General features: G+C 71.4%; 15 protein-coding genes. 10 read left to right on the top strand and 5 right to left on the bottom strand.

The features are described from left to right. Positions 1-227: 227 nt before the first annotated feature. The 3 genes from glnA2 (at position 228) to ABVB68_RS18695 (ending at position 4,959) form a co-directional block, all read left to right on the top strand. Complete coding sequence (gene glnA2 / locus ABVB68_RS18705; protein ID WP_353602192.1) at positions 228-1,589, top strand: gamma-glutamylpolyamine synthetase GlnA2; 1,362 nt, start codon at positions 228-230, stop codon at positions 1,587-1,589. Between the two features lie 563 nt (positions 1,590-2,152). Further along, complete coding sequence (locus ABVB68_RS18700; protein WP_353602191.1) at positions 2,153-3,178, top strand: hypothetical protein; 1,026 nt, start codon at positions 2,153-2,155, stop codon at positions 3,176-3,178. 368 nt (positions 3,179-3,546) lie between these two features. After that, a complete protein-coding gene (locus ABVB68_RS18695; RefSeq protein WP_353602190.1) occupies positions 3,547-4,959 on the top strand; it encodes an MFS transporter in 1,413 nt (470 codons plus the stop codon). Positions 4,960-5,490: 531 nt separating this feature from the next. On the opposite strand, the gene ABVB68_RS18690 is transcribed toward ABVB68_RS18695, so the two are convergent. Genes ABVB68_RS18690 through ABVB68_RS18680 form a run of 3 tightly spaced genes read right to left on the bottom strand, consistent with a single transcriptional unit; the run spans position 5,491 to position 8,868 of the window. Continuing rightward, positions 5,491-6,510, bottom strand: coding sequence for a TolB family protein (locus ABVB68_RS18690; protein WP_353602189.1), 1,020 nt, complete (start codon positions 6,508-6,510; stop codon positions 5,491-5,493). Then, on the bottom strand, positions 6,507-7,979 hold the full coding sequence (locus tag ABVB68_RS18685) for an MFS transporter (protein WP_353602188.1): 1,473 nt from the start codon (positions 7,977-7,979) through the stop codon (positions 6,507-6,509). The genes ABVB68_RS18690 and ABVB68_RS18685 overlap by 4 nt, the downstream gene beginning before the upstream one ends. A gap of 1 nt (position 7,980) precedes the next feature. Next, positions 7,981-8,868, bottom strand: coding sequence for an alkaline phosphatase family protein (locus tag ABVB68_RS18680; protein ID WP_353602187.1), 888 nt, complete (start codon positions 8,866-8,868; stop codon positions 7,981-7,983). Positions 8,869-8,996: 128 nt separating this feature from the next. On the opposite strand from ABVB68_RS18680, the gene ABVB68_RS18675 reads away from it, so the two are divergent. Beyond that, positions 8,997-9,893: a DUF72 domain-containing protein gene (locus tag ABVB68_RS18675; RefSeq protein WP_353602186.1), complete on the top strand. Its 897-nt coding sequence runs from the start codon at positions 8,997-8,999 to the stop codon at positions 9,891-9,893. A 292-nt stretch (positions 9,894-10,185) separates the two neighbouring features. After that, positions 10,186-13,197, top strand: a complete 3,012-nt coding sequence (locus ABVB68_RS18670; RefSeq protein WP_353602185.1) for a bifunctional [glutamine synthetase] adenylyltransferase/[glutamine synthetase]-adenylyl-L-tyrosine phosphorylase — start codon at positions 10,186-10,188, stop codon at positions 13,195-13,197. Here the strand turns inward: ABVB68_RS18670 and ABVB68_RS18665 are convergent. Continuing rightward, complete coding sequence (locus tag ABVB68_RS18665) at positions 13,176-14,039, bottom strand: phosphatase PAP2 family protein (RefSeq protein WP_353602184.1); 864 nt, start codon at positions 14,037-14,039, stop codon at positions 13,176-13,178. The two genes, ABVB68_RS18670 and ABVB68_RS18665, sit on opposite strands and share 22 nt — an antisense overlap. A gap of 68 nt (positions 14,040-14,107) precedes the next feature. Next, positions 14,108-15,142, bottom strand: a complete 1,035-nt coding sequence (locus ABVB68_RS18660; RefSeq protein ID WP_353602183.1) for a LacI family DNA-binding transcriptional regulator — start codon at positions 15,140-15,142, stop codon at positions 14,108-14,110. A 380-nt stretch (positions 15,143-15,522) separates the two neighbouring features. Between ABVB68_RS18660 and ABVB68_RS18655 the strand changes: the two genes are divergently transcribed. The 5 genes from ABVB68_RS18655 to ABVB68_RS18635 all read left to right on the top strand — a co-directional run bounded on the left by ABVB68_RS18655 (position 15,523) and on the right by ABVB68_RS18635 (position 22,218). Beyond that, complete coding sequence (locus ABVB68_RS18655) at positions 15,523-16,794, top strand: extracellular solute-binding protein (RefSeq protein WP_353602182.1); 1,272 nt, start codon at positions 15,523-15,525, stop codon at positions 16,792-16,794. Positions 16,795-16,897: 103 nt separating this feature from the next. Beyond that, positions 16,898-17,902, top strand: coding sequence for a carbohydrate ABC transporter permease (locus ABVB68_RS18650; RefSeq protein WP_353602181.1), 1,005 nt, complete (start codon positions 16,898-16,900; stop codon positions 17,900-17,902). A 19-nt stretch (positions 17,903-17,921) separates the two neighbouring features. Beyond that, positions 17,922-18,827 (top strand): sugar ABC transporter permease, encoded by a 906-nt coding sequence (locus ABVB68_RS18645; RefSeq protein ID WP_353602180.1) that lies wholly within the window; start codon positions 17,922-17,924, stop codon positions 18,825-18,827. Between the two features lie 162 nt (positions 18,828-18,989). After that, the gene (locus ABVB68_RS18640) at positions 18,990-20,693 is read left to right on the top strand and encodes a glycoside hydrolase family 13 protein (protein ID WP_353602179.1); all 1,704 of its coding nucleotides are present in this window, start codon (positions 18,990-18,992) and stop codon (positions 20,691-20,693) included. Positions 20,694-20,841: 148 nt separating this feature from the next. Further along, positions 20,842-22,218: an alpha-amylase gene (locus ABVB68_RS18635; RefSeq protein ID WP_353602178.1), complete on the top strand. Its 1,377-nt coding sequence runs from the start codon at positions 20,842-20,844 to the stop codon at positions 22,216-22,218. Positions 22,219-22,337 lie beyond the last annotated feature (119 nt).

Here is a 22,337-nt window from a genome sequence, read left to right as displayed (position 1 = left end):
GGCCACCCGGCGCACGGTCCGGCCGTTACGCGGGACGCCGCGAGCAGGCAAGATGGGCGACAGCGCAGTACACCTGTCGTACGAGAGGCGTTCAGGCCGCGGACGCTCGGGCGATCAAGGTCCGCAACGCGCACGAAATGGTGTTGTGGTGGGATGCTCAGGAACCCGCCCGCCTCCGGCAGGACGCGGGACAGGCGGCCTGACCAGCAAGGATGGGGAAGCGGAAGATGGACAAGCAGCAGGAGTTCGTGCTCCGGACCTTGGAGGAGCGCGACATCCGGTTCGTACGCCTGTGGTTCACGGACGTCCTGGGCTTCCTCAAATCCGTGGCCGTGGCCCCCGCCGAGCTGGAGCAGGCCTTCGACGAGGGCATCGGCTTCGACGGCTCCGCGATCGAGGGCTTCGCCCGGGTCTACGAGTCCGACATGATCGCCAAGCCGGACCCCTCCACCTTCCAGGTCCTGCCGTGGCGCGCGGAGACCCCCGGCACCGCCCGCATGTTCTGCGACATCCTCATGCCGGACGGCTCCCCGTCCTTCGCCGACCCGCGCTACGTCCTGAAGCGGGCCCTCGCCCGCACCTCCGACCTGGGCTTCACCTTCTACACCCACCCGGAGATCGAGTTCTTCCTGCTGAAGGACCGCCCCCTCGACGGCACGCGCCCCACCCCCGCCGACAACTCCGGCTACTTCGACCACACCCCCACCAACGTGGGCATGGACTTCCGCCGCCAGGCGATCACCATGCTGGAGTCGATGGGCATCTCGGTGGAGTTCTCCCACCACGAGGGCGCCCCCGGCCAGCAGGAGATCGACCTGCGCTACGCCGACGCGCTCTCCACGGCCGACAACATCATGACGTTCCGCCTGGTCATGAAGCAGGTGGCGCTGGAGCAGGGCGTGCAGGCGACCTTCATGCCGAAGCCGTTCTCCGAGCACCCCGGCAGCGGCATGCACACGCACCTCTCCCTCTTCGAGGGCGACCGCAACGCGTTCTACGAGTCGGGATCGGAGTACCAGCTCTCCAAGGTCGGCCGCTCCTTCATCGCCGGCCTGCTCAAGCACGCCGCGGAGATCTCGGCCGTCACCAACCAGTGGGTGAACTCCTACAAGCGCATCTGGGGCGGCTCCGAGCGCACGGCGGGCGCCGGCGGCGAGGCTCCCTCGTACATCTGCTGGGGCCACAACAACCGCTCGGCCCTGGTCCGCGTCCCCATGTACAAGCCCGGGAAGACCGGCTCCGCCCGGGTTGAGGTCCGTTCCATCGACTCCGGCTCGAACCCGTACCTGGCCTACGCCGTCCTGCTGGCCGCCGGCCTGAAGGGCATCGAGGAGGGCTACGAGCTCCCGCCGGGCGCCGAGGACGACGTGTGGGCCCTCTCCGACGCCGAGCGCCGCGCGATGGGCATCGAGCCCCTCCCGCAGAACCTCGGCGAGGCCCTCACCCTCATGGAACGCAGCGACCTGGTCGCCGAGACTCTCGGCGAACACGTCTTCGACTTCTTCCTCCGCAACAAGCGCTCCGAGTGGGAGGCGTACCGCTCCGAGGTCACGGCGTTCGAGCTGAAGAACCTGCTGCCGGTGCTGTAGGCGCAGGTCGGGGCGGTATCAGGATCTGATCACCCCGTGTGGCCGACCGCTCGTCGCGGTCGGCCACACGGCGTCCTGAGCGCTCCCGGGCCGTCTCCGGCCCGTCAGGCCCGACCTCGACCACCGCAGCGGTCCGGTGAGCGGGTGGCCGCATTGCAGGAGGCTCGCAATGGAGTGAGACTGATGCTGGCGGACGGTTGCATCCAAGGCGTTGCGCCCATGGTTTCCGTCCTTGGCTCGCGTCCCCCCTGAAGCGTGTTTGCACCGCGGGGACGTTCCCTCCGCCGTTCTCACTACAGACAGACGGAGGGGCATCGATGACGCGTGCGCCTTGGCGGACTCTGAGAGTCTCCGCTCTCGCGTGGCTCGGAGTCGTCACCCTGCTGGTGGCTCCGTCGGCCGCCGCGAATGCCCCGAGCCGGACCGGGACCGCCGTGTCAGCCCCAGACAAATCCTGTGCATGGCCCGCCGTCGTCAGACCGGGCAGGCTGAACTTCGCCTTTCCCGAGGCCAACGCCACGTACTGGTTGATGCCCTACCGGCTGGGCCAGGGAGATCGCATCGTGGCAGAGGGGACATATCCGTCTGCCCGGTTCACCTCACTGACGGTCTACGACGTCACGGGCTCACCCATCGATTCCCTCGCCGACCACCAGATCGCTCCGAGTACCGGCAGCAAGAACCCCTTCGCCGTCCCGGACGCGGGGTCGAAGTCGGCGCAGCACCACTACCAGGTCACACTCAAGCCCGGCATCACGGCCGGCGCCGGTAACAACACGATGGCCGCCACTGCGAACGGCGCCGGGTCGGGGTCGGGGTTCCTGGTGCTGAGGATCTACGTCCCGGACAACGAGTCCGACCCGACAGGCGGAGTCCCGTTGCCCACTTTGTCGATGCAGCGTCAGGGCAGCAGCCCCAAGTCGATAACCACCTGTCCCCGCGCCGGTTCGGCGCAGGGCCCCATGGGCCCACTCGCCACCGAACTCAAGGCTCTCGTGAAGAAATACGCGCCGCCTGGAGGGTTCGAAGGCTGCGGGAAGTCCACGGCGAGTGCTCCGGGCTTCGCAGTGCCGAACAAGACCGGCGGACTTTTCCCCAACCCGTACAACAAGTACTTGTGCACGCCACTGGAATACAAGTCGGGACGCATCGCCGTCATACGCGGCAAGGCGCCTACGTTCCCCGACACCACCAACGGCCAGTCGGTGCTCACCAAGACACAACTCCGGTACTGGTCGCTCTGCCAGAACCAGATCCAGCTCCCCTACCCGGTGAGTTCCTGCGCCGGGGACTTCCAGACGGCCGTGGGTAAGGACGGGCGGTACACCTATGTGGTGTCCACCTCACAGGACCGTCCCGGCAACGCGACGACATCGAAGGGGGTCACCTGGATCGACTGGGGTCCCACCAACGTGAAGAGCGTCCTGTTGCTGCGGAACATGCTCCCGGCGCAGACCTTCCACAACGCGGTCCAGGACGTCAAGAAGGGGGACGATCCGGCGAAGGTGATGGGCGCCTATTACCCGACTGTCACCTACTGCACCAAGGAAGCCTTCGCCAAGAGCGGACCGAACGCCTGCGCGGGCTGAGCCACGAACCACCTTGAACACGTCCAGGCGTCCGGGACACCTCCGTCGTACAGCGATCCCTGTGCGCTGATGTTCTTCGTGCGACAGCGAAGTACAGCGGGGCGCGCACCCCAGTCGCACCAGATCGGCCCAGCTAGCCGGCTTCTCCGCACGTCCCGGCCGCGCCGAACGGCCAATGTGCGTTGTGCCGGTGTGACACGGCAAGGCGCCGGGGCGGGAAGCGACCCCGTCGCAGCGGGGTGAGGGGGCCGGCGGTGGTGGATCGCCGGCCTTTCCGCGTGTCAGAGCGGTGCCCGGGGGATCCGCCGGCCCGGCGTCCTAGCATGCTCACTGCCCGGGCGTTGCGTGGACAGGACGGAGTCGGCGACGTGCCCCTCTCGGATTCGGCCGCCTCCCATCCGGCCGCTGGGGCCGGGCGGCGTTCCACGGCGCCCCTGCTGTCCGTGTGCGCCGGGTACTTCATGGTCATCCTGGACGTCACGATCATCAACGTCGCCGTACCCGCGGTGGGCCGCGACCTGTCCGCCTCCCTCACCGGCATCCAGTGGATCACCGACGGCTACACCATGGTCTTCGCCGGGTTCCTGATGACCGGCGGCGCGCTGGGCGACCGGCTGGGCAACCGGCGCGTGTTCTGCTCGGGCGTCGTCGTGTTCACCACGGCCTCGGCCGCGTGCGCCTTCGCCCCGGACGCCGCCTTCCTCGTCGGGGCCCGGCTGGTGGAGGGGCTCGGCGCGGCACTGATCGTCCCCGGCTCCCTCGCCCTGCTGCAGGAGGCCTACCCGGATCCGGCGGCACGCTCCCGCGCCTTCGGGCTCTGGGGATCGATGGCCGGCATCGCGGCCTCCGCCGGCCCGCTGCTGGGCGGGCTGCTGGTCTCCACCGCCGGCTGGCGGTGGGTCTTCCTCATCAACCTGCCGGTCGGCGTGGCCTGCCTGGTGCTCACGCTGCGGTTCGTCGCGCCCTCCCCGCGCCAGGCAGGGCGGCCCCTGGACTGGCCCGCGCAGTGCGCCGTGGTGGTGGCGGTGGCCCTGCTCACCGCCGCCCTGAACGAGGCCGGGCGGCGCGGCTGGTCCGACCCCGCCGTGCTCGCCGGGCTGGGCCTGGCCGCGGTGGCCGTGGCGGCGTTCGTGCTGCGCGAGCGGTTCGCCCGGGCCCCCGCCCTCCCGCTGCGCCTGCTGCGCCACCGCGAGATGAGCGGCACGGCCGTCATCGGCCTGCTGTTCAACTTCGCCTTCTACGGCATGGTGTTCACCGCCAGCCTGTACTTCCAGCACCAGCGCGGCTTCAGCGCCCTCAGGACCGGCCTCGCCCTGTTCCCGGCGGTGGCCATGACCATGTTCGCCTCCGTCCTGTCCGGCCGGCTGAGCCGCCGTACCGGCCACCGTCCGCTGGTGGTCTCCGGCATGCTCCTGGGCGCCGCCGGGCTGGGCGGCTGGGTGGCCGCGGGCTCCGACCCGGCCTACCCGCTGCTGGTGGCCCCGATGATGGCCACCGGCTTCGGCACGTCCTTCGCCCTCACCGGTTCGACCGCCACCGTGATGGGCGGCGCGCCCCCGGCCTACGCGGGAGCCGCCTCCGCCCTGTTCAACACCACCCGCCAGATCGGCAGCGCCACCGGCGTGGCACTCGGCGGCAGCCTGCTGGCCACCGGTGCCGACTACGGCACCGGACTCCGCCTCAGCATGGCCGTCGGAGCCCTCGCCTACCTGGTCGCCGCGGCCCTGGCCTGGCTGTGCGTGCCACCCCGGGCGGACGCGGGGGATAGGGGCGGGCGGTGACACCCGCACCACCCCGGGCGGTCATGGGCGGGCGGTGACATCCGTGCCACCCCGGGCGGACGCGGGGGGATAGGGGCGGGCGGTGACATCCGTACCACCCCGGGCGGTCATGGGCGGGCGGTGACATCCGTACCACCCCGGGCGGTCATGGGCGGGCGGTGACATCCGTACCACCCCGGGCGGACGCGGGGGGATAGGGGCGGGCGATGACACCCGTACCACCCCGGGCGGTCATGGGCGGGCGGTGACACCCGTACCACCCCGGGCGGTCATGGGCGGGCGGTGACACCCGTACCAGCCGAGGCGGTCATGGGCGGGCGGTGACACCCGTACCAGCCGAGGCGGCCACGGGCGCCGATGACACTGTGGGCCGACGGCGGGACGTACGCCCGCCGGCCTGATGTCGTCCGAGGTACGCCGGACACCACGGCCGTGTCACCTGCGGCACGCCGGGGTCACCGTCGACCGTCGAGGCGACGCGGCGTCACTCGCAGGTGCGTCGGAGCGGGCGGGGGAGACACCGCAGCCGTGTCACCCGAGGTACGCCGGGGAGACCGCCGCCGAGGCGATGCGCTGTGGCCGTCCCGAGCCGTCCGCCGGGAGCCGGTAGAGGTCGGCGCCGTAGTCGCCCGGCAGGGCGTACACGAGCGTCCGGGCGTCCCGCCACACCACCTGGTCGTCCACGCTGCGCGGCTCGGCGAGCGGTGTCTCGCGCATCGTCCGCAGATCGAGCACGTACAGATGCCAGGGGGCGTCCGCGGGCAGCCCCCCGACACGTTTCTTGTAGGCCACGCGCGTGCCGTCCGGAGACAGGGACGGGCACTCCACGTTCGCGTGCAGCGTGGTGAGCGTACGGGTGCGCAGGTCGCCCCGGACCAGGTAGGTCCGCCCCTTGGTCGCCATCGTCGCGTAGAACGTGCGGTCGTCGGCCGCGAACGTCACCCCCCAGAAGTTCACGTCCGCCGCCCGGTAGGGACGTCCGTCCTTGACGATCCCGAACGCCTCCAGGGAGGGGATCAGCTCACCACTGCGCGTGTCCACGATCGCCGCGCGCGTGGAGAAGTCCGTGCCGGCGTACGAGTCACCGCCCACGAAGGCCGTCCAGGCGGCGAAGTGCCCGGTGGGGGAGACCCGGGCGCGGGACGGGATGCCGGGGACGTCGTAGTGGTCCAGGGTGTGCAGACGGGCGTCCAGGACGACGGCACGGTAGGTGTCGGACACCGGCCCGTGCACCGCCTGCAGGCATACGCCGGTGCCGGAAGCGGCGTAGAAGCGCAGGCACTTGACGCCGGAGGCGGTGCGCGGTCCGGACGGGTCGTCCGCCGGGACGCTGACCAGCTCGTCCCGGTGCGGTCCCCAGGCCATGTTGCGGAACACCACGCGCCCGTGTCCGGTCAGGGTCACCGCCCCCGGCGTGACCTCCGGGCCGCCCGCCTGCGCACGGTCACGGCGGTCGGACCGGGCCGAGGCGTGCAGCACGGACGCCAGCCCGACCGCCGCCAGCACGGCGACGGCCGCGACCAGGATCACGATGCGGCTGCGTACGGTCATGCGGGCACCGTCTCCTTCGGGGTCACCGTCTCCGTGGGGCGCAGGGTGAGGGAGAACGCGGCACACCCGGCCAGCGCCACCGCCGCGCCCGCCAGCGCGGCCCGGTCGCCCCACACCGTCCAGGCCGCGCCGAACAGCAGCGAGCAGGCGAACCGGGTCAGCGCCTGCCCGGTCTGCACGACGGCCAGCCCCGACGAGCGCAGCGCCTCCGGCACGCTCTGCGAGGCGACCGCCATCAGCACCCCGTCGGTGGCCGCGTAGAAGCCGCCGTGCAGGGCGAGGACGGCGTACGGCAGGGCGGGACCGTGCCAGGCGGTCAGCAGCAGTGCGTACGCCAGCAGCAGCCCGCCGTGCCCGGCCAGGAAGACCGTCCACCGCCCCACCCGGTCCGCGAGCCGTCCCAGCGGCACCGCCAGCAGCAGGAAGGCGGCCGCCGTGCCGAGCGGCAGCAGCGCGAACCAGCGGTCCGGGACGCCGAGGCGGCGCTGGAGCAGCAGGTAGACGAAGGAGTCGCTGACCGTGGCGAGGCCCAGCAGCAGCGCGCAGACGGTGATCCGGCGCAGGTCGCGGCGGCGCAGCAGCCCCACGGCGGCGCGCAGGGTCGGCCGCTCCGCCACCTGTGCGTCCCGGCTGCCCGGTACCTGTGCAGCCCGGCCGTCGGGTACCTGTGTGTCCCGGCCGTCCGGTACTTGCGCGTCCCGGCTGCCCGGTACCTGCGCGTCCCGGCTGCCCGGTACCCGCGTGCCCCGGCCGTCGGGTACCTGCGTGCCTCGGCCGTCGGGTACCTGCGTGCCTCGGCCGCCCGGCACCTGCGTGCCCCGGTCGCCCGGCACGAACAGCGCCAGCACCAGGACCCCCAGGACGGCCACGCAGAAGCTGACGGTGAACACCGCGTCGTAACCGTCCACCGTGGCCCGCAGGATCAAGAACGCCACGAGCGGGCCGAGCAGCGCACCCGCCGTGTCCATGGCACGGTGCACGCCGAACGCCCGCCCCCGGCTCTCCGGCGTGCTGGACAGGGAGATCAGCGCGTCCCGGGGCGCCGTGCGCAGGCCCTTGCCGGTGCGGTCGGCGGCCAGCACCAGGCCGATCGGCGTGAGCGAGTGCGCGACCAGCAGCAGCGGTTTGCACAGGGCCGAGATGCCGTATCCCGCGCCCGCGACCCACTTGTGCCGGCCGCCGTCCCGGTCGGCGAGATGCCCGCCCACCAGGCGGACGAGCGCCGAGAAGCCGTTGTAGACGCCGTCGAGCAGCCCGAAGCCCAGCGGCGACAGGCCGAGGCCGGTCACCAGGTACAGCGGCAGGACCGCCGTGACCATCTCCGAGGAGACGTCGGTGACCAGGCTGACCGTGCCGAGGGCCAGGACGGTCGGCGCGAGCGCGGCACGGCGCCGCCCGGCGGGAGGCCGGACGGCACCGTCCGCGGACGCCCGCGCCGGCGTACTCGCGCGGCTGTCCGCTACGTACACGTCAGGACGCCCAGATGCCGGTGATGTCCTTGGCGGCGGCCGCGTTGCCCGCGTGCGCGGTCAGGCCCTGGCTGTCCTCCAGGGTGCGCAGCAGGTCGTAGTGGTTGTACGTGGTCGACGAACTCGCCCCGGCCGTCACCGGCTGCCCGTACAGCACGGTCGGGATCCGGTTGCCGCTGAGCCGGTTGTCCTCGTCGAAGGTGACGACGAGCAGGCTGTTGTGGGTCTTGGCCCAGGTCGCGTACGCGCCCAGGTTGTTCTTCAGCCAGGTGTCACCGGAGGACACCGAGCAGTCGTGCATGTCACTGCACAGGTCGGGGACCACGAACGACAGCTGGGGCAGCGTCGAGTAGTCCGTCGGGAACTGGGCGAACGTCTTCGCGCTCGACGTCGGTACGTTGCTGAACCCGAACCACGGGTTGTGCTTCCTGGCGTACGTGCCGCTGCTGCACGTCGTCGAACCCTGGCTGGGCAGCGTCTCGTTGTAGCTGGCCCAGCTGCGTCCGGCGGCCAGCTGCTCCGATGCCAGGTTCGGCGCGGAGGAGAAGCCCGGGGTGTAGCAGCTGTCGTCGGTGATGCCCTGCGTCGATCCGGAGAACAGGGCGAAGTAGTTGGGCTGGCTCGGGTGGGTCTCGGCGTAGGACTGGGTCAGGTTGGCGCCGCCGGACTTCAGCGAGTTGATGTACGGCGCGCTGGAGGAGCCGATGACCTGGCTGTACGCGTGGTTCTCGAAGACCACGACGACCACGTGGTCGGGGCTTGGCACGGCGCCCGCGGCGTGCGCGGACTCGCCGCCGAACCCGACCCACAGCCCGACCGCGGTCGCGGCGAGGGCTGTTGCGGACGCCACGACCGTACGGGCACGGCGGAACACGGAACTGCCGGACACATCAACCTCCGGTGGGGAGACGCAGGGCTGGCGGTGCGGACAGAGCATGCTCACGCCAATATGCCCGTGTGCCACGTAGGCCAACCTCGCGGGTGAAGACCCGATGAACTGCGGGTACCAGCGTCCGCATGACACGAATCCTCGTGGGCACCTGCGGCTGGACCGACCCCGCCCTGCTCCGGAGCGGCTGGTACCCGTCCGGCCGGCGCGACCCCGAGGGACGCCTGCGCCACTACGCGACCCGCTTCCCGGTGGTCGAGGCCGACTCCCCGTACTACGCCCTCCCGAGCCCCCGCACCACCGGCCTCTGGGCGGACCGCACGCCCGCCGGCTTCCGCTTCGACGTCAAGGCGCACAGCCTCCTCACCGGCCACCCCACCCGGCCCTCCGCCCTGCCCGCGGACCTGCGCGGCCACGCCCGCGACGAGGCCCTGCTGGACGAGGTGTGGGCCCGCTACGCCGAGGGCGTCGACCCCCTGCGCCGCGCCGACCGCCTGGGCACCCTCCTTTTCCAGTACCCGCCGTCCCTGATCCCCGGCCCCGACGCGGAGGCCTTCGTCACCGCCGCCCGGGAACGGGCCCGTGACTGGCCGTTCGCCGTCGAGTTCCGCAACCCCGCCTGGTGGCGCGGCGACCAGGCGCGTGCCACGACGGCTCTGCTCACGGACCTGGACGCCACGGCGGTGGCCGTCGACACGGTCCCGGGCCTGCCCACCTCGATGCCACCGGTGGCCCCCGTCACCACCCCCCGCCTCGCGGTCGTCCGCTTCCACGGGCGCAGCCCGCACTGGGGAACAGGCAGCAAGGAGGACCGCTTCCGCCACACCTACACAGAAGCGGAACTGACCGAGTGGCTCCCCCGCGTCCACACCGTCGCCGAGCACGCCGACGAAGTCCACATCCTCTTCAACAACTGCTGCGCGGACGCGGCGGTGGGGGCGGCACAGACCATGCGGAGCCTCCTGCCGCCGAAGCTGCCGCACCAGCGGCACGAGGACTCGGGGATCGCCCGTCCGGCCCCGTAGCCGCGCCCGGCGGCCAGGGGACGCGGCGGATGGCGCCCGCCCGCGGCGGCCGGCGAAAAACTCGTTCACCATGCAACGAACGGACCGCCGGACCGAGGACGGACACCACCCGGCGCGGCACCGACCCGCACCCCGCGCCCCGCGCGCCCGCACCCCCCGCACACCCGCACAGGCGCCGCCGGCACGACACCACGTCCCCGCACGGGCCGCCGCGGGCAAGCGCCCCCACCCCCCACTGCGGCTAGGCTCTGGCCAGGACCACCTGCAAAAGGGAAGACCGGGGAGGCCGAGCATGACGCCGGGGCGCAGAAGCAGTACGTTCACTCGCCTGCTCCGGCACGGCTTCACCGACCCCTCTGCCGCCGAGCGTCTCCTGGACGGCCCCGAGCTGATGCCCGTCCGCGACGACCCGGTCCTCCTGGAGGCGCTGGGCGCCACCGCCGACCCCGATCTCGCCCTGCGGGGCCTGGTCCGTCTGCTGGAGGCCCAGACCGGCTCGGGCAACGGCACCGCGCACCGAGAGCTCCTGGACACCCTGATCGCGGCCAAGCCCCTGCGCGACCGCCTCCTCGGCGTGCTCGGCGCCTCCGCCGCCCTCACCGACCACCTCGCCCGCCACCCCAGCGACTGGCACGCCCTGGTCACCTACGAGCCCCGCGACCTGCACCCCGGCGTGGAGGAGTTCGAGCGCGGCCTCGCCGAGGCCACCGACCCCGTCTCCCTGCGCGTCGCCTACCGCCGCTGCCTGCTGTCCATCGCCGCCCGGGACGTCTGCGGCACCACGGACGTCGCCCAGACGGCGGCCGAACTCGCGGACCTGGCCACCGCCACCCTGCGCGCGGCCCTGGCCCTGGCCGAGGCCGACGCCCCCGAGGACGCGGCGGCCTGCCGCCTCGCGGTGATCGCGATGGGCAAGTGCGGCGGCCACGAGCTGAACTACGTCTCCGACGTGGACGTGATCTTCGTGGCCGAGGCGGCCGAGGGGGTCGCCGAGGCCAAGGCCCTGCAGGCCGCGACGAGACTGGCCTCGCACCTCATGCGGATCTGCTCCGAGACGACCGTCGAGGGCTCCATCTGGCCGGTCGACGCCAACCTGCGCCCCGAGGGCCGCAACGGCCCCCTCGTCCGCACCCTCAGCAGCCACGTCGCCTACTACCAACGCTGGGCCAAGACATGGGAGTTCCAGGCCCTGCTCAAGGCCCGGCCGGTGGCCGGCGACCCGGACCTCGGGCGGGCGTACGTCGGCGCGCTCGAGCCCCTCGTCTGGAAGGCGGCGGAGCGCGAGAACTTCGTGGCGGACGTGCAGAAGATGCGCCGCCGCGTGGTGGAGAACATCCCCCCGGCCGAGATCGAGAGAGAACTGAAACTCGGCCCGGGCGGCCTGCGCGACGTCGAATTCGCCGTGCAGCTCCTGCAGTTGGTGCACGGCCGCACCGACCCGGGACTGCGCAGCGGCACCACCCTCGACGCCCTCCAGGCGCTGGCCGCCGGCGGCTACGTCGGCCGCGAGGACGCCGCCCGCCTCGACGCGGCGTACCGCTTCCTGCGCTCCATGGAGCACCGGATCCAGCTCTACCGCCTGCGCCGCACCCACCTCGTCCCCGAGGCCGAGACGGACCTGCGCCGCCTCGGCCGCTCCCTCGGCCTGCGCGCCGACCCGGTCGCCGAACTGACCCGCGAATGGAAGCGGCACACCGGCGTCGTACGACGGCTGCACGAGAAGCTCTTCTACCGCCCGCTGCTCGACGCGGTGGCCCAACTGGCGCCCGGAGAGACCCGGCTGAGCGCCGAGGCGGCCCGTGAACGCCTGGTCGCCCTCGGCTACGCCGACCCGGCGGCGGCCCTGCGCCACCTGGAGGCGCTCGCCTCGGGCGTGACCCGCAAGGCGGCGATCCAGCGCACCCTGCTGCCGGTCCTGCTGGGCTGGTTCGCCGACTCGGCGGACCCGGACGCGGGCCTGCTGAACTTCCGCAAGGTCTCCGACGCCCTGGGGAAGACCCCCTGGTACCTCAGACTCCTCAGGGACGAGGGCGCGGCCGCCGAGAACCTCGCCCGGGTCCTGTCGGCCGGGCGCCTCGCCCCCGACCTGCTGATGCGCGCCCCGGAGGCGGTGGCCCTGCTCGGCGACGGCGACGGCGGCGGACTGGCGACCCGCGGCCGCGCCCACCTGGAGCAGGAGATGCTGGCGGCCGTGCGCCGCGCGGAGAACGCCGAGCAGGGCGTCACCGCCTCCCGTGGTGTGCGCCGCCGCGAGCTGTTCCGCACCGCCGCCGCCGACATCGTCGGCTCCTACGGCACCGAGGCCAGCCCCGTGGAGGCCGACCAGGGCGCCCTGGTGGACCGGGTCGGCGCGGCCGTCTCCGACATCACCGCGGCCACCCTCGCCGGCACCCTGCGCGCGGTGGTGCGCGGCGGCTGGGGCGACACCCTGCCCACCCGGTTCGCGATCATCGGCATGGGCCGCTTCGGCGGCCACGAACTGGGCTACGGCTCCGACGCGGACGTGCTGTTCGTGCACGAGCCGCAGGAGGGCGTGGACGAGCACGAGGCGGCCGCCGCCGCGAACAAGGTCGTCGCCGAGATGCGCCGCTTGCTGCAACTGCCCAGCGCCGACCCGCCGCTGCTCATCGACGCCGGTCTGCGCCCGGAGGGCAAGTCGGGTCCGCTGGTGCGCACCCTGAAGTCGTACGAGGCCTACTACCGCCGCTGGTCCCTGGTCTGGGAGTCGCAGGCGCTGCTGCGGGCCGAGCCGGTCGCCGGCGACGAGGACCTCGGGCGCCGTTTCACCGAGCTGATCGACCCCCTGCGCTACCCGGCGCACGGACTCGGGGACGAGGCAGTGCGTGAGATCCGCAGGCTGAAGGCCCGGATGGAGGCCGAGCGGCTGCCGCGCGGCGCCGATCCCAAACTGCACACCAAGCTCGGCCCCGGCGGCCTGTCGGACGTCGAGTGGACCGTACAGCTGCTCCAGATGCGCCACGGCTGGCACGAGCCCGCGCTGCGCACCACCCGCACCCGCGCGGCCCTGTCCGCCGCCCACGCGGCCGGGCTGCTGTCCGCCGAGGACGCCGAGACCCTGGACGAGGCGTGGGTGCTGGCCACCCGGGTGCGCAACGCGGTCATGCTGGTGCGCGGCCGGGCCGGGGACACCTTCCCCACCGAACCGCGCGAGCTGGCGGCGGTGGGCCGCTACCTGGGGTACGGCGCCGGGCACGCCGGGGACATGCTGGACGCCTACCGCCGTACCGCCCGCCGGGCGCGGACGGTGGTGGAGGAGCTGTTCTACGGCGATCCGGTGGCCTGAGCCGGCCGGCGCACCGGAGCCGGTGCGGGCCTCGGCAGCGCGTGGGGCAGGGCGCCGTACCAGAACCGGGCCACCGCGACGCCGAAGACGAGGCAGAGCAGGCCGCCCACCGCGTCCAGCCAGAAGTGGTTGGCCGTGGCGACGATCACCAGCAGGGTGGCCGCCGGATACAGCAGGCCCAGCGCCCGCGCCCACGGCACCGACGCCAGCGCGAAGACCGTCAGCCCGCACCACAGCGACCAGCCGATGTGCATCGAGGGCATCGCCGCGTACTGGTTGGACATGTGCTTCAGGTCGCCGGAGGCCATCGAGCCCCAGGTGTGGTGCACCATCACGGTGTCCACGAAGTGCCCGCCGCGCATCAACCGCGGCGGCGCGAGCGGAAACAGATAGTAACCGAGCAGGGCCACACCCGTGGTCGCGAACAACACCGTACGGGCCGCCGCGTACCGGCCGGGATGCCACCGGTACAGCCACACCAGCACACCCAGCGTGATGACGAAGTGCAGTGTGGCGTAGTAGTAGTTCATGCCCACGATCAGCCAAGGCACCGAGTTCATGGTGTGGTTGACCGATCGTTCGACGGCGACACCCAGGTACTGCTCGGCGCGCCAGATCCAGTCCGCGTTGCGCAGCGCCGCGGCCCGCTGCTCCGGGACGGCGTTGCGGATCAGTGAGTACGTCCAGTAACTCACCGCGATCAGAAGGATCTCGAACCACAGCCGGGGCCGCCGCGGGCGGCGCAGCCGGCCCAGCACGCCCCTTCCGGCCTCGCCCGTGACGGCTCGAGGATCGGCCACCTCCTCGCGACCTTCCGGCTCTGTCACGGTCGAGTCACTCATAGGCATCAAGTCTGCCAGACATGGCTTCCTCGACCGATCATCCCAAGGTCGGGTTCGCCGTGCACCTTCTACGACGTACGGACGACGGGCGGCGCCGAGGCGGTCGAACCGCGCACCACCAGTTCCGGCATGAACACGAACTCGCTGTGCGGCGCCGGCGTCCCGCCGATCTCCTCCAGCAACGTGCGCACCGCGGCCTGGCCCATCGCCGGGACCGGCTTGCGCACGGTGGTCAGCGGCGGGTCGGTGAAGGCGATCAGCGGGGAGTCGTCGAAGCCGACGACCGACACGTCCCGGGGCACCTCGAGACCCCGCTGCCGGGCCGCCCGTATCGCGCCGAGGGCCATCATGTCGCTGGCGCAGACCACCGCCGTGCAGCCCCGCTCGATCAGCGCCGCCGCGGCCGCCTGACCGCCCTCCAGCGTGTACAGCGAGTGCTGGACCAGCTCGGTCTCGACGGTCTCCGCGGCCAGCCCCAGCTGTTCCTGCATCGCGCGTACGAAGCCCTCGATCTTGCGCTGCACCGGCACGAACCGCTTCGGTCCGAGCGCGAGCCCGATCCGGGTGTGCCCCAGCGACGCCAGATGGGTGACCGCGAGGGACATCGCCGCCCGGTCGTCGGGGGAGATGAACGGTGCCTGCACCTTCGGCGAGAACCCGTCCACCAGCACGTACGGCACGCCCTGCGCGCGCAGCCGCTCGTAGCGCTGCATGTCCGCGGTGGTGTCCGCGTGCAGCCCGGAGACATAGATGATCCCCGCGACCCCGCGGTCCACCAGCATCTCGGTCAGCTCGTCCTCGGTCGACCCGCCCGGGGTCTGCGTGGCGAGCACCGGCGTGTAGCCCTGGCGGGTCAGCGCCTGGCCGATGACCTGGGCCAGGGCCGGGAATATCGGGTTCTCCAGCTCCGGCGTGATCAGGCCCACCAGGCCCTCGCTGCGTTGCCGCAGCCGCACCGGACGCTCGTAGCCGAGCACGTCGAGCGCGGCGAGCACGGACTGGCGGGTGGTGGCGGCGACGCCCGGCTTCCCGTTGAGGACCCGGCTGACAGTCGCCTCGCTCACCCCCGCCTGCGCAGCGATGTCGGAAAGCCGTGTGGTCACGCCACCGGACTGTACCGGTCGCCTGCCCCCTTGCACACCGGCCGGGCGCCGGGCGCGGGCGGGCGAACGGCCTGCTGCGGGTTGCTGCCTCATCGCGCTCCCTCGGGTTCATGGTGGCAAGAGCTTGCAGAGTCTTGCACAAGTGCCCTCCGCGCCGCTCAGCGGCTCCACCGCACGGTTGCGGCACGGTCGACACCCGGTCACGGCCGGGTAACCATCGTGTTGCCTTGCACTTTTTTTCTGCAAGGTCTTTCGCGGGGCTTACATGGCTGTTACGTTCCTGGTCGCCCGGCCGCCGCAACGGCGCAGTCGGCAAGACGGCGGGGACGGCGGACGGGGCCGGTCCCGCGGCACACGGGCTCAACCCTCAAGGAGAACTCATGCGGCGTGGCATAGCGGCCTCCGCGCTGGTGGCGTCCCTCGCCCTCACGGCGACGGCGTGCGGCGGGAACGACGACAGCGGCAAGTCGGACGGCCCGGTCACCATCACCTGGTGGGACACCTCCAACGCCACCAATGAGGCACCGACGTACCAGGCCCTGATCAAGCAGTTCGAGGCGGCCGACAAGAACGTCAAGGTCAAGTACGTCAACGTCCCCTTCGACCAGGCGCAGAACAAGTTCGACACGGCCGCCGGCGCCAAGGGCGCCCCGGACGTGCTGCGCTCCGAGGTGGGCTGGACCCCCGCCTTCGCCAAGAAGGGCTTCTTCCTGCCGCTGGACGGCACCGAGGCCCTCGCCGACCGGGCGAAGTTCCAGCCGAGCCTGATCAAGCAGGCGCAGTACGAGGGCAAGACGTACGGCGTGCCGCTGGTCACCGACACCCTCGCCCTGGTCTACAACAAGGCCCTGTTCAAGAAGGCCGGCATCACCGAGGCCCCCAGGACCTGGGACGAGCTGAAGTCCGACGCCGCCAAGGTCCAGGCCAAGACGAAGGTCGACGGCTACTGGGGCTCCACCCAGGCCTACTACGCCCAGCCCTTCCTCTACGGTGAGGGCGCCGACACCGTCGACGCCTCCGCCAAGAAGATCACCGTGAACTCGGCCGCCGCGAAGAAGGGCTACGGCACCTGGCTGAGCACGTTCTCCGGCAAGGGCCTGCACAAGGCCGACTCCACCGCCGACGCGTACGCCCACATCCAGGACGCGTTCGTCAACGGCAAGGTCGCCGCGATCATCCAGGGACCCTGGGAGATCACGAACTTCTACAAGGGCAGCGCCTTCAAGGACAAGTCCAACCTCGGCATCGCCACCGTCCCGGCCGGCTCCAGCGGCAAGGCGGGCGCCCCGACCGGCGGCCACAACCTCTCGGTCTACGCCGGCTCGGACCAGGCCCACCAGGCCGCGGCCCTGAAGTTCGTGAAGTTCATGACCTCGGCGAAGTCCCAGGAGACCATCGCCCTGAAGAACTCCACCCTGCCCACCCGTGACGACGCCTACACCGCGCAGGTGAAGGCCGACCCGGGCATCGCCGGCTACCAGGGTGTCCTGGCCGCCGCCCAGCCCCGCCCGGCGCTGCCCGAGTACAGCTCCCTGTGGGTGCCGCTGGACGCCGAGCTGCCCAAGATCGCCGGTGGCAAGGAGTCGCTCGACAAGGGCCTCGGCAACGCCGAACTGGCCATCGCCAAGCTGGTGCCCGACTTCAGCAAGTGAGCCCACGTGGCCGCCGGACGCCCTTCCCGAACGGGGGAAGGATCCGGCGGCCACCGGCCTGTACCCCGGCCCAACCCCTGAACTCTTGTGAAGGTGTCGAACCATGACAGTCGCCATCGACCGCGCGACCGGCAAGCGCCGCGGTGACCGCGCGCCTCGTCCCGGGCTGGGGCGGCGCATCAGGAACGGCTTCCACAGATACTGGTACGCCTACGCCATGATCGCTCCGGTGGTCCTCGTGCTCGGCGTTCTCGTGGGCTACCCGCTGGTGCGGGGCTTCTACCTCACCCTCACCGACGCCAACAGCCTCAACTCGGCCCGCACGATCGGCGTCAACCACATCGCCGCCACGTACAAGTTCGTCGGGCTGGACAACTACAAGGACATCCTGTTCGGCCCGACGGCGTACGACCGCTTCTGGTCGCACTTCCTGTGGACCGTCGTCTGGACGGCCGCGTGCGTGGTCCTGCACTACGTCATCGGCCTCGGTCTCGCGCTCATGCTCAACCAGAGGCTGCGCGGCCGCACCGTCTACCGGCTGCTGCTGGTCCTGCCCTGGGCCGTACCGACGTTCGTCACCGTCTTCTCCTGGCGGATCATGCTCGCCGACGCGGGCGTGCTCAACCAGGTTCTCGGCGCACTCCACCTGCCCCAGCCGCAGTGGCTCGAGGACACCTTCTGGCAGCGCTTCGCCGCGATCATGGTCAACACCTGGTGCGGTGTGCCGTTCATGATGCTGTCCCTGCTCGGCGGCCTGCAGTCCATCGACTCCTCGCTGTACGAGGCCGCGGAGATGGACGGTGCGAGCGCCTGGCAGCGGTTCAGGCACGTCACGCTGCCCGGTCTGCGCTCGGTCGGTTCCACGGTCGTCCTGCTCGGCATCATCTGGACCTTCAACCAGTTCGTCATCATCTTCCTGCTGTTCGGCAAGACCTCCGCACCGGACGCCCAGATCCTCGTCACCTGGGCCTACCAGCTGGGCTTCGGCCAGCAGCCGCGCGACTTCGCCCAGTCCGCCGCGTACGGCGTACTGCTGCTGTCGATCCTGACCGTCTTCACCTCCTTCTACTTCCGCTGGCTGAAGCGCAATGACCAGCTCGCCGTCTGACGCCGCAGGAGCCGCCGCCATGAGCACCACGACCCTGGACACGACCGAGACCGCGCCGGCTCCCGCTTCCGGACCCGCGCGCCGGGCCCACCGACGCGGCGAACGCGGCCCCCTGGGCGCCGCACTCCTGCACGCAGGCCTCGTCGTGGCGAGCCTCATCGCACTGGCCCCGGTGGCCTGGCTGTTCTACCTGTCGCTCGGGCCGGACAAGGAGGACTACCTGCACCCCTGGGGGATCGCCGGCAAGCTCACGTTCTCCAACTACGACTTCGTGCTGCGGCACACCGCGTTCCTCGACTGGTTCAAGTCGACGATGATCGTGGCCCTCGGCACCACCGTGATCGGTGTCTTCGTGGCCGCCACCACCGGCTATGCGGTCTCCCGGATGCGCTTCCCGGGCTACAAGCAGCTGATGTGGGTCCTGCTGCTCACCCAGGCGTTCCCGATCGCGATCCTGATCGTGCCGATGTACGAGATCTTCAGCGATCTCGGTCTCATCGACACCTACTGGTCGCTGATCATCGTCAACTGCTCCACCGCCGTGCCCTACAGCGCCTGGCTGCTCAAGGGATACTTCGACACGATCCCGTTCGAGATCGACGAAGCGGGACGCGTGGACGGCCTGAGCCCCTTCGGCACCTTCTTCCGCCTGGTCCTGCCGCTGGCGCGCCCGGGTCTGGCCGTCGCCGCCTTCTACAACTTCATCACCGCCGTCGGCGAGGTCGCCTTCGCGACCACCTTCCTGCTGGACGACTCGAAGTACACCTTCGCCGTCGGCCTGCAGAGCTTCGTCAGTGAGCACGACGCCCAGTGGAACTACATGGCGGCCACCGCCGTGCTGGTCGCGATACCCGTGTCCGCGTTCTTCTACCTCGTGCAGAAGAACCTGGTGACCGGTCTCACCGCGGGCGGAACGAAGGGCTGACGCCCTCGCCGCAAGAGGTTCCCGCGCGCGCGAGCGCGCGGGTGGGCGGCCGCGGTGCCCATCCGACCCCGCCGGCACCGCGGCCGCCTCGCACACCCCGGCCCGCCCCCGCCGCCGTACCCAGCGCCCCTGACCAGAACCCCGTCACATCTCAAGGACGCCATGAGCCAGCAGCAACCTGCAGCCCCGGCCGACCACTCCACCGTCGCCACCGTCGCCGACCGCCGCCGCGACTGGTGGCGGGACGCGGTCATCTACCAGGTCTATCCGCGCAGCTTCGCCGACAGCAACGGCGACGGCATGGGTGACCTGGAGGGCGTACGCTCCCGCCTGCCCTACCTGCGCGACCTCGGTGCCGACGCCGTGTGGCTCAGCCCCTTCTACGCCTCCCCGCAGGCCGACGCCGGCTACGACGTCGCCGACTACCGTGCCGTCGACCCCATGTTCGGCAACCTGCTCGACGCCGACGCGCTGATCCGCGACGCACACGAGCTGGGCCTGCGCATCATCGTCGACCTGGTCCCCAACCACTCCTCCGACCAGCACGAGTGGTTCAGGCGCGCCCTCGCCGAGGGCCCCGGCTCCCCGCTGCGCGAGCGCTACCACTTCCGTCCCGGCAAGGGGAAGAACGGCGAACTGCCGCCCAACGACTGGGAGTCCATCTTCGGCGGCCCGGCCTGGACCCGGGTCACCGAGCCCGACGGCACCCCCGGCGAGTGGTATCTGCACCTCTTCGCCCCCGAGCAGCCCGACTTCAACTGGGAGCACCCGGCGGTCGGCGACGAGTTCCGCTCCATCCTGCGCTTCTGGCTGGACATGGGCGTGGACGGCTTCCGCATCGACGTGGCCCACGGCCTGGTGAAGGCCGACGGCCTGCCCGACCTGGGCGCCCACGACCAGCTGAAGCTGCTGGGCAACGACGTCATGCCGTTCTTCGACCAGGACGGCGTGCACGCGATCTACCGCCAGTGGCGCACGATCCTCGACGAGTACGCGGACGAAGGGGGGACGGGCGGCCGGATCTTCGTCGCGGAGGCCTGGACGCCGACCGTCGAGCGCACCGCCAACTACGTCCGCCCGGACGAACTCCACCAGGCCTTCAACTTCCAGTACCTCTCGACCGAGTGGGACGCCGGGGAACTGCGCACGGTCATCGACCGCACGCTGGAGGCCATGCGCCCGGTCGGCGCCCCCGCCACCTGGGTCCTGTCGAACCACGACGTCACCCGGCACGCCACCCGCTTCGCCAACCCGCCGGGCCTCGGCACCCAGATCCGCACCGCGGGCGACCGGGAGCTGGGCCTGCGCCGCGCCCGGGCGGCCACCCTGCTGATGCTGGCGCTGCCCGGCTCGGCGTACATCTACCAGGGCGAGGAACTCGGCCTGCCCGACGTGGTGGACCTGCCCGACGAGGTGCGCCAGGACCCGGCGTACTTCCGGGGCGCCGGCCAGGACGGGTTCCGCGACGGCTGCCGGGTGCCGATCCCGTGGACCCGCACGGGCACCTCGTACGGCTTCGGCAGCGGCGGCAGCTGGCTGCCGCAGCCGGCGGGCTGGGCCGAGCTGAGCGTGGAGGCGCAGACCGGAGTGCCCGGCTCGACGCTGGAGCTGTACCGGGCCGCGCTCGCCGTCCGCCGGTCGCAGCCGGACCTCGGCGAGGGCGACGCGGTGGAGTGGCTGCGCGCGCCGGAGGGCGTCGTGGCCTTCCGGCGGGGCGCGTTCGTGTGCGTCGCGAACACCACGGGGGAGTCGGTGACCATCCCGGCGTACGGTCGCGTCCTGCTCGCCAGCGGCGAGGTGACCGAGGCCGACGGCGACGCGAAGCTGCCGGCGGACACCACCGTCTGGTGGTCCACGCAGGACTGAGTCGCGGTGGGCCGACGGCCCTTCGGAAGTTCTTGCATCAACTTCACACCGGCCCGCTGCCTTTCCGGCAGCGGGCCTTTAACATCTGCGTCACCGCAAGTTTGCTGAAACATTTCAGCAAGCGCCTTCAACGTCGAAGGACCCCCACATGGCACGCAGAATCCTCCCCTTGGCGGTCGCCCTCACGACCGCCGCCCTGATTGGCATGAACCTGACCTCCGCCGAGGCCTCCCCGCCCGGTACCAAGGACGTCACCGCAGTCCTCTTCGAGTGGAACTACGCCTCGGTGGCCAAGGAGTGCGCCGCCACCCTCGGTCCGGCCGGCTACGGCTACGTGCAGGTCTCCCCGCCCGCCGAGCACATACAGGGCTCGCAGTGGTGGACGTCGTACCAGCCGGTGTCCTACCGGATCGCGGGCCGCCTCGGCGACCGCACGGCCTTCCGGAACATGGTGAACGCCTGCCACGCGGCCGGTGTGAAGGTCGTGGCCGACACGGTCGTCAACCACATGTCGGCGGGCTCCGGCACCGGCACGGGCGGCTCGTCGTACACGAAGTACGACTACCCGGGCCTGTACTCCTCCTACGACTTCGACGACTGCACCTCCCAGGTGACGAACTACGCCGACCGCTGGAACGTCCAGCACTGCGAACTCGTCGGCCTGGCCGACCTGGACACCGGCGAGGAGTACGTCCGCAAGACCATCGCCGGGTACATGAACGACCTGCTGTCGCTGGGCGTGGACGGCTTCCGCATCGACGCGGCCAAGCACATCCCGGCCGACGACCTGGCCAACATCAAGAGCCGTCTGACGAACCCCGGCGTCTACTGGAAGCAGGAGGTCATCTACGGCGCGAACGAGGCGGTCCAGCCCTCCGAGTACACCGGCAACGGGGACGTCCAGGAGTTCCGCTACGCCTACGACCTCAAGCGCGTCTTCACCAGCGAGAAGCTCGCCTACCTGAACAACTACGGCGAGGGCTGGGGGTACCTGAGCAGTTCGGTGGCCGGGGTCTTCGTGGACAACCACGACACCGAGCGCAACGGCAGCACCCTGAACTACAAGAGCGGCGCGAACTACACCCTGGCCAACGTCTTCATGCTCGCCTGGCCCTACGGCGCACCCGACGTCAACTCCGGCTACGAGTGGTCCGACGCGGACGCCGGCCCGCCCAACGGCGGTGCCGTGAACGCCTGCTGGCAGGACGGCTGGAAGTGCCAGCATGCCTGGCCCGAGATCAAGTCCATGGTGGCCTTCCGCAACGCGACCCGCGGACAGGCGGTCACCGGCTGGTGGGACAACGGCAACAACGCGATCGCGTTCGGCCGGGGGAGCAAGGGCTACGTGGCCATCAACCACGAGTCCTCGTCGCTGACCCGGACCTACCAGACCTCGCTGCCCGCGGGCACGTACTGCAACGTCCAGAACAACACGACAGTGACGGTGAACTCCAGCGGCCAGCTGACCGCCACCCTGGGCGCGAACACGGCCCTGGCCGTCTACGCGGGCAAGCCGAGCTGCTGATCGCGTCCACGGCCCGGCCGGGCATGCGGCCGGGCAGCGATTCCCCCGCCCGGCCGGCCACACGGCCGGGCACCGGTTCCCCCGCCCGGCCGGCCACACGGCCGGGCACCGATTCCCCC

Source organism: Streptomyces sp. NPDC096012 (assembly GCF_040426375.1).
In the GTDB taxonomy this organism is placed as follows: Bacteria; Actinomycetota; Actinomycetes; order Streptomycetales; family Streptomycetaceae; genus Streptomyces.
The sequence above is the reverse complement of the archived record's forward strand: the minus strand, read 5'-3'. Positions and strand labels throughout refer to the sequence as shown.

Bases quoted from the DNA above. Each gene is read 5' to 3' on its own strand.
- ABVB68_RS18650 (WP_353602181.1), top strand. From the start codon at position 16,898: ATGACAGTCGCCATCGACCGCGCGACCGGCAAGCGCCGCGGTGACCGC.
- ABVB68_RS18675 (WP_353602186.1), top strand. From the start codon at position 8,997: ATGACACGAATCCTCGTGGGCACCTGCGGCTGGACCGACCCCGCCCTG.
- ABVB68_RS18645 (WP_353602180.1), top strand. From the start codon at position 17,922: ATGAGCACCACGACCCTGGACACGACCGAGACCGCGCCGGCTCCCGCT.
- ABVB68_RS18655 (WP_353602182.1), top strand. From the start codon at position 15,523: ATGCGGCGTGGCATAGCGGCCTCCGCGCTGGTGGCGTCCCTCGCCCTC.
- ABVB68_RS18640 (WP_353602179.1), top strand. From the start codon at position 18,990: ATGAGCCAGCAGCAACCTGCAGCCCCGGCCGACCACTCCACCGTCGCC.
- ABVB68_RS18665 (WP_353602184.1), bottom strand. From the start codon at position 14,039: ATGAGTGACTCGACCGTGACAGAGCCGGAAGGTCGCGAGGAGGTGGCC.
- glnA2 (WP_353602192.1), top strand. From the start codon at position 228: ATGGACAAGCAGCAGGAGTTCGTGCTCCGGACCTTGGAGGAGCGCGAC.
- ABVB68_RS18690 (WP_353602189.1), bottom strand. From the start codon at position 6,510: ATGACCGTACGCAGCCGCATCGTGATCCTGGTCGCGGCCGTCGCCGTG.
- ABVB68_RS18635 (WP_353602178.1), top strand. From the start codon at position 20,842: ATGGCACGCAGAATCCTCCCCTTGGCGGTCGCCCTCACGACCGCCGCC.
- ABVB68_RS18670 (WP_353602185.1), top strand. From the start codon at position 10,186: ATGACGCCGGGGCGCAGAAGCAGTACGTTCACTCGCCTGCTCCGGCAC.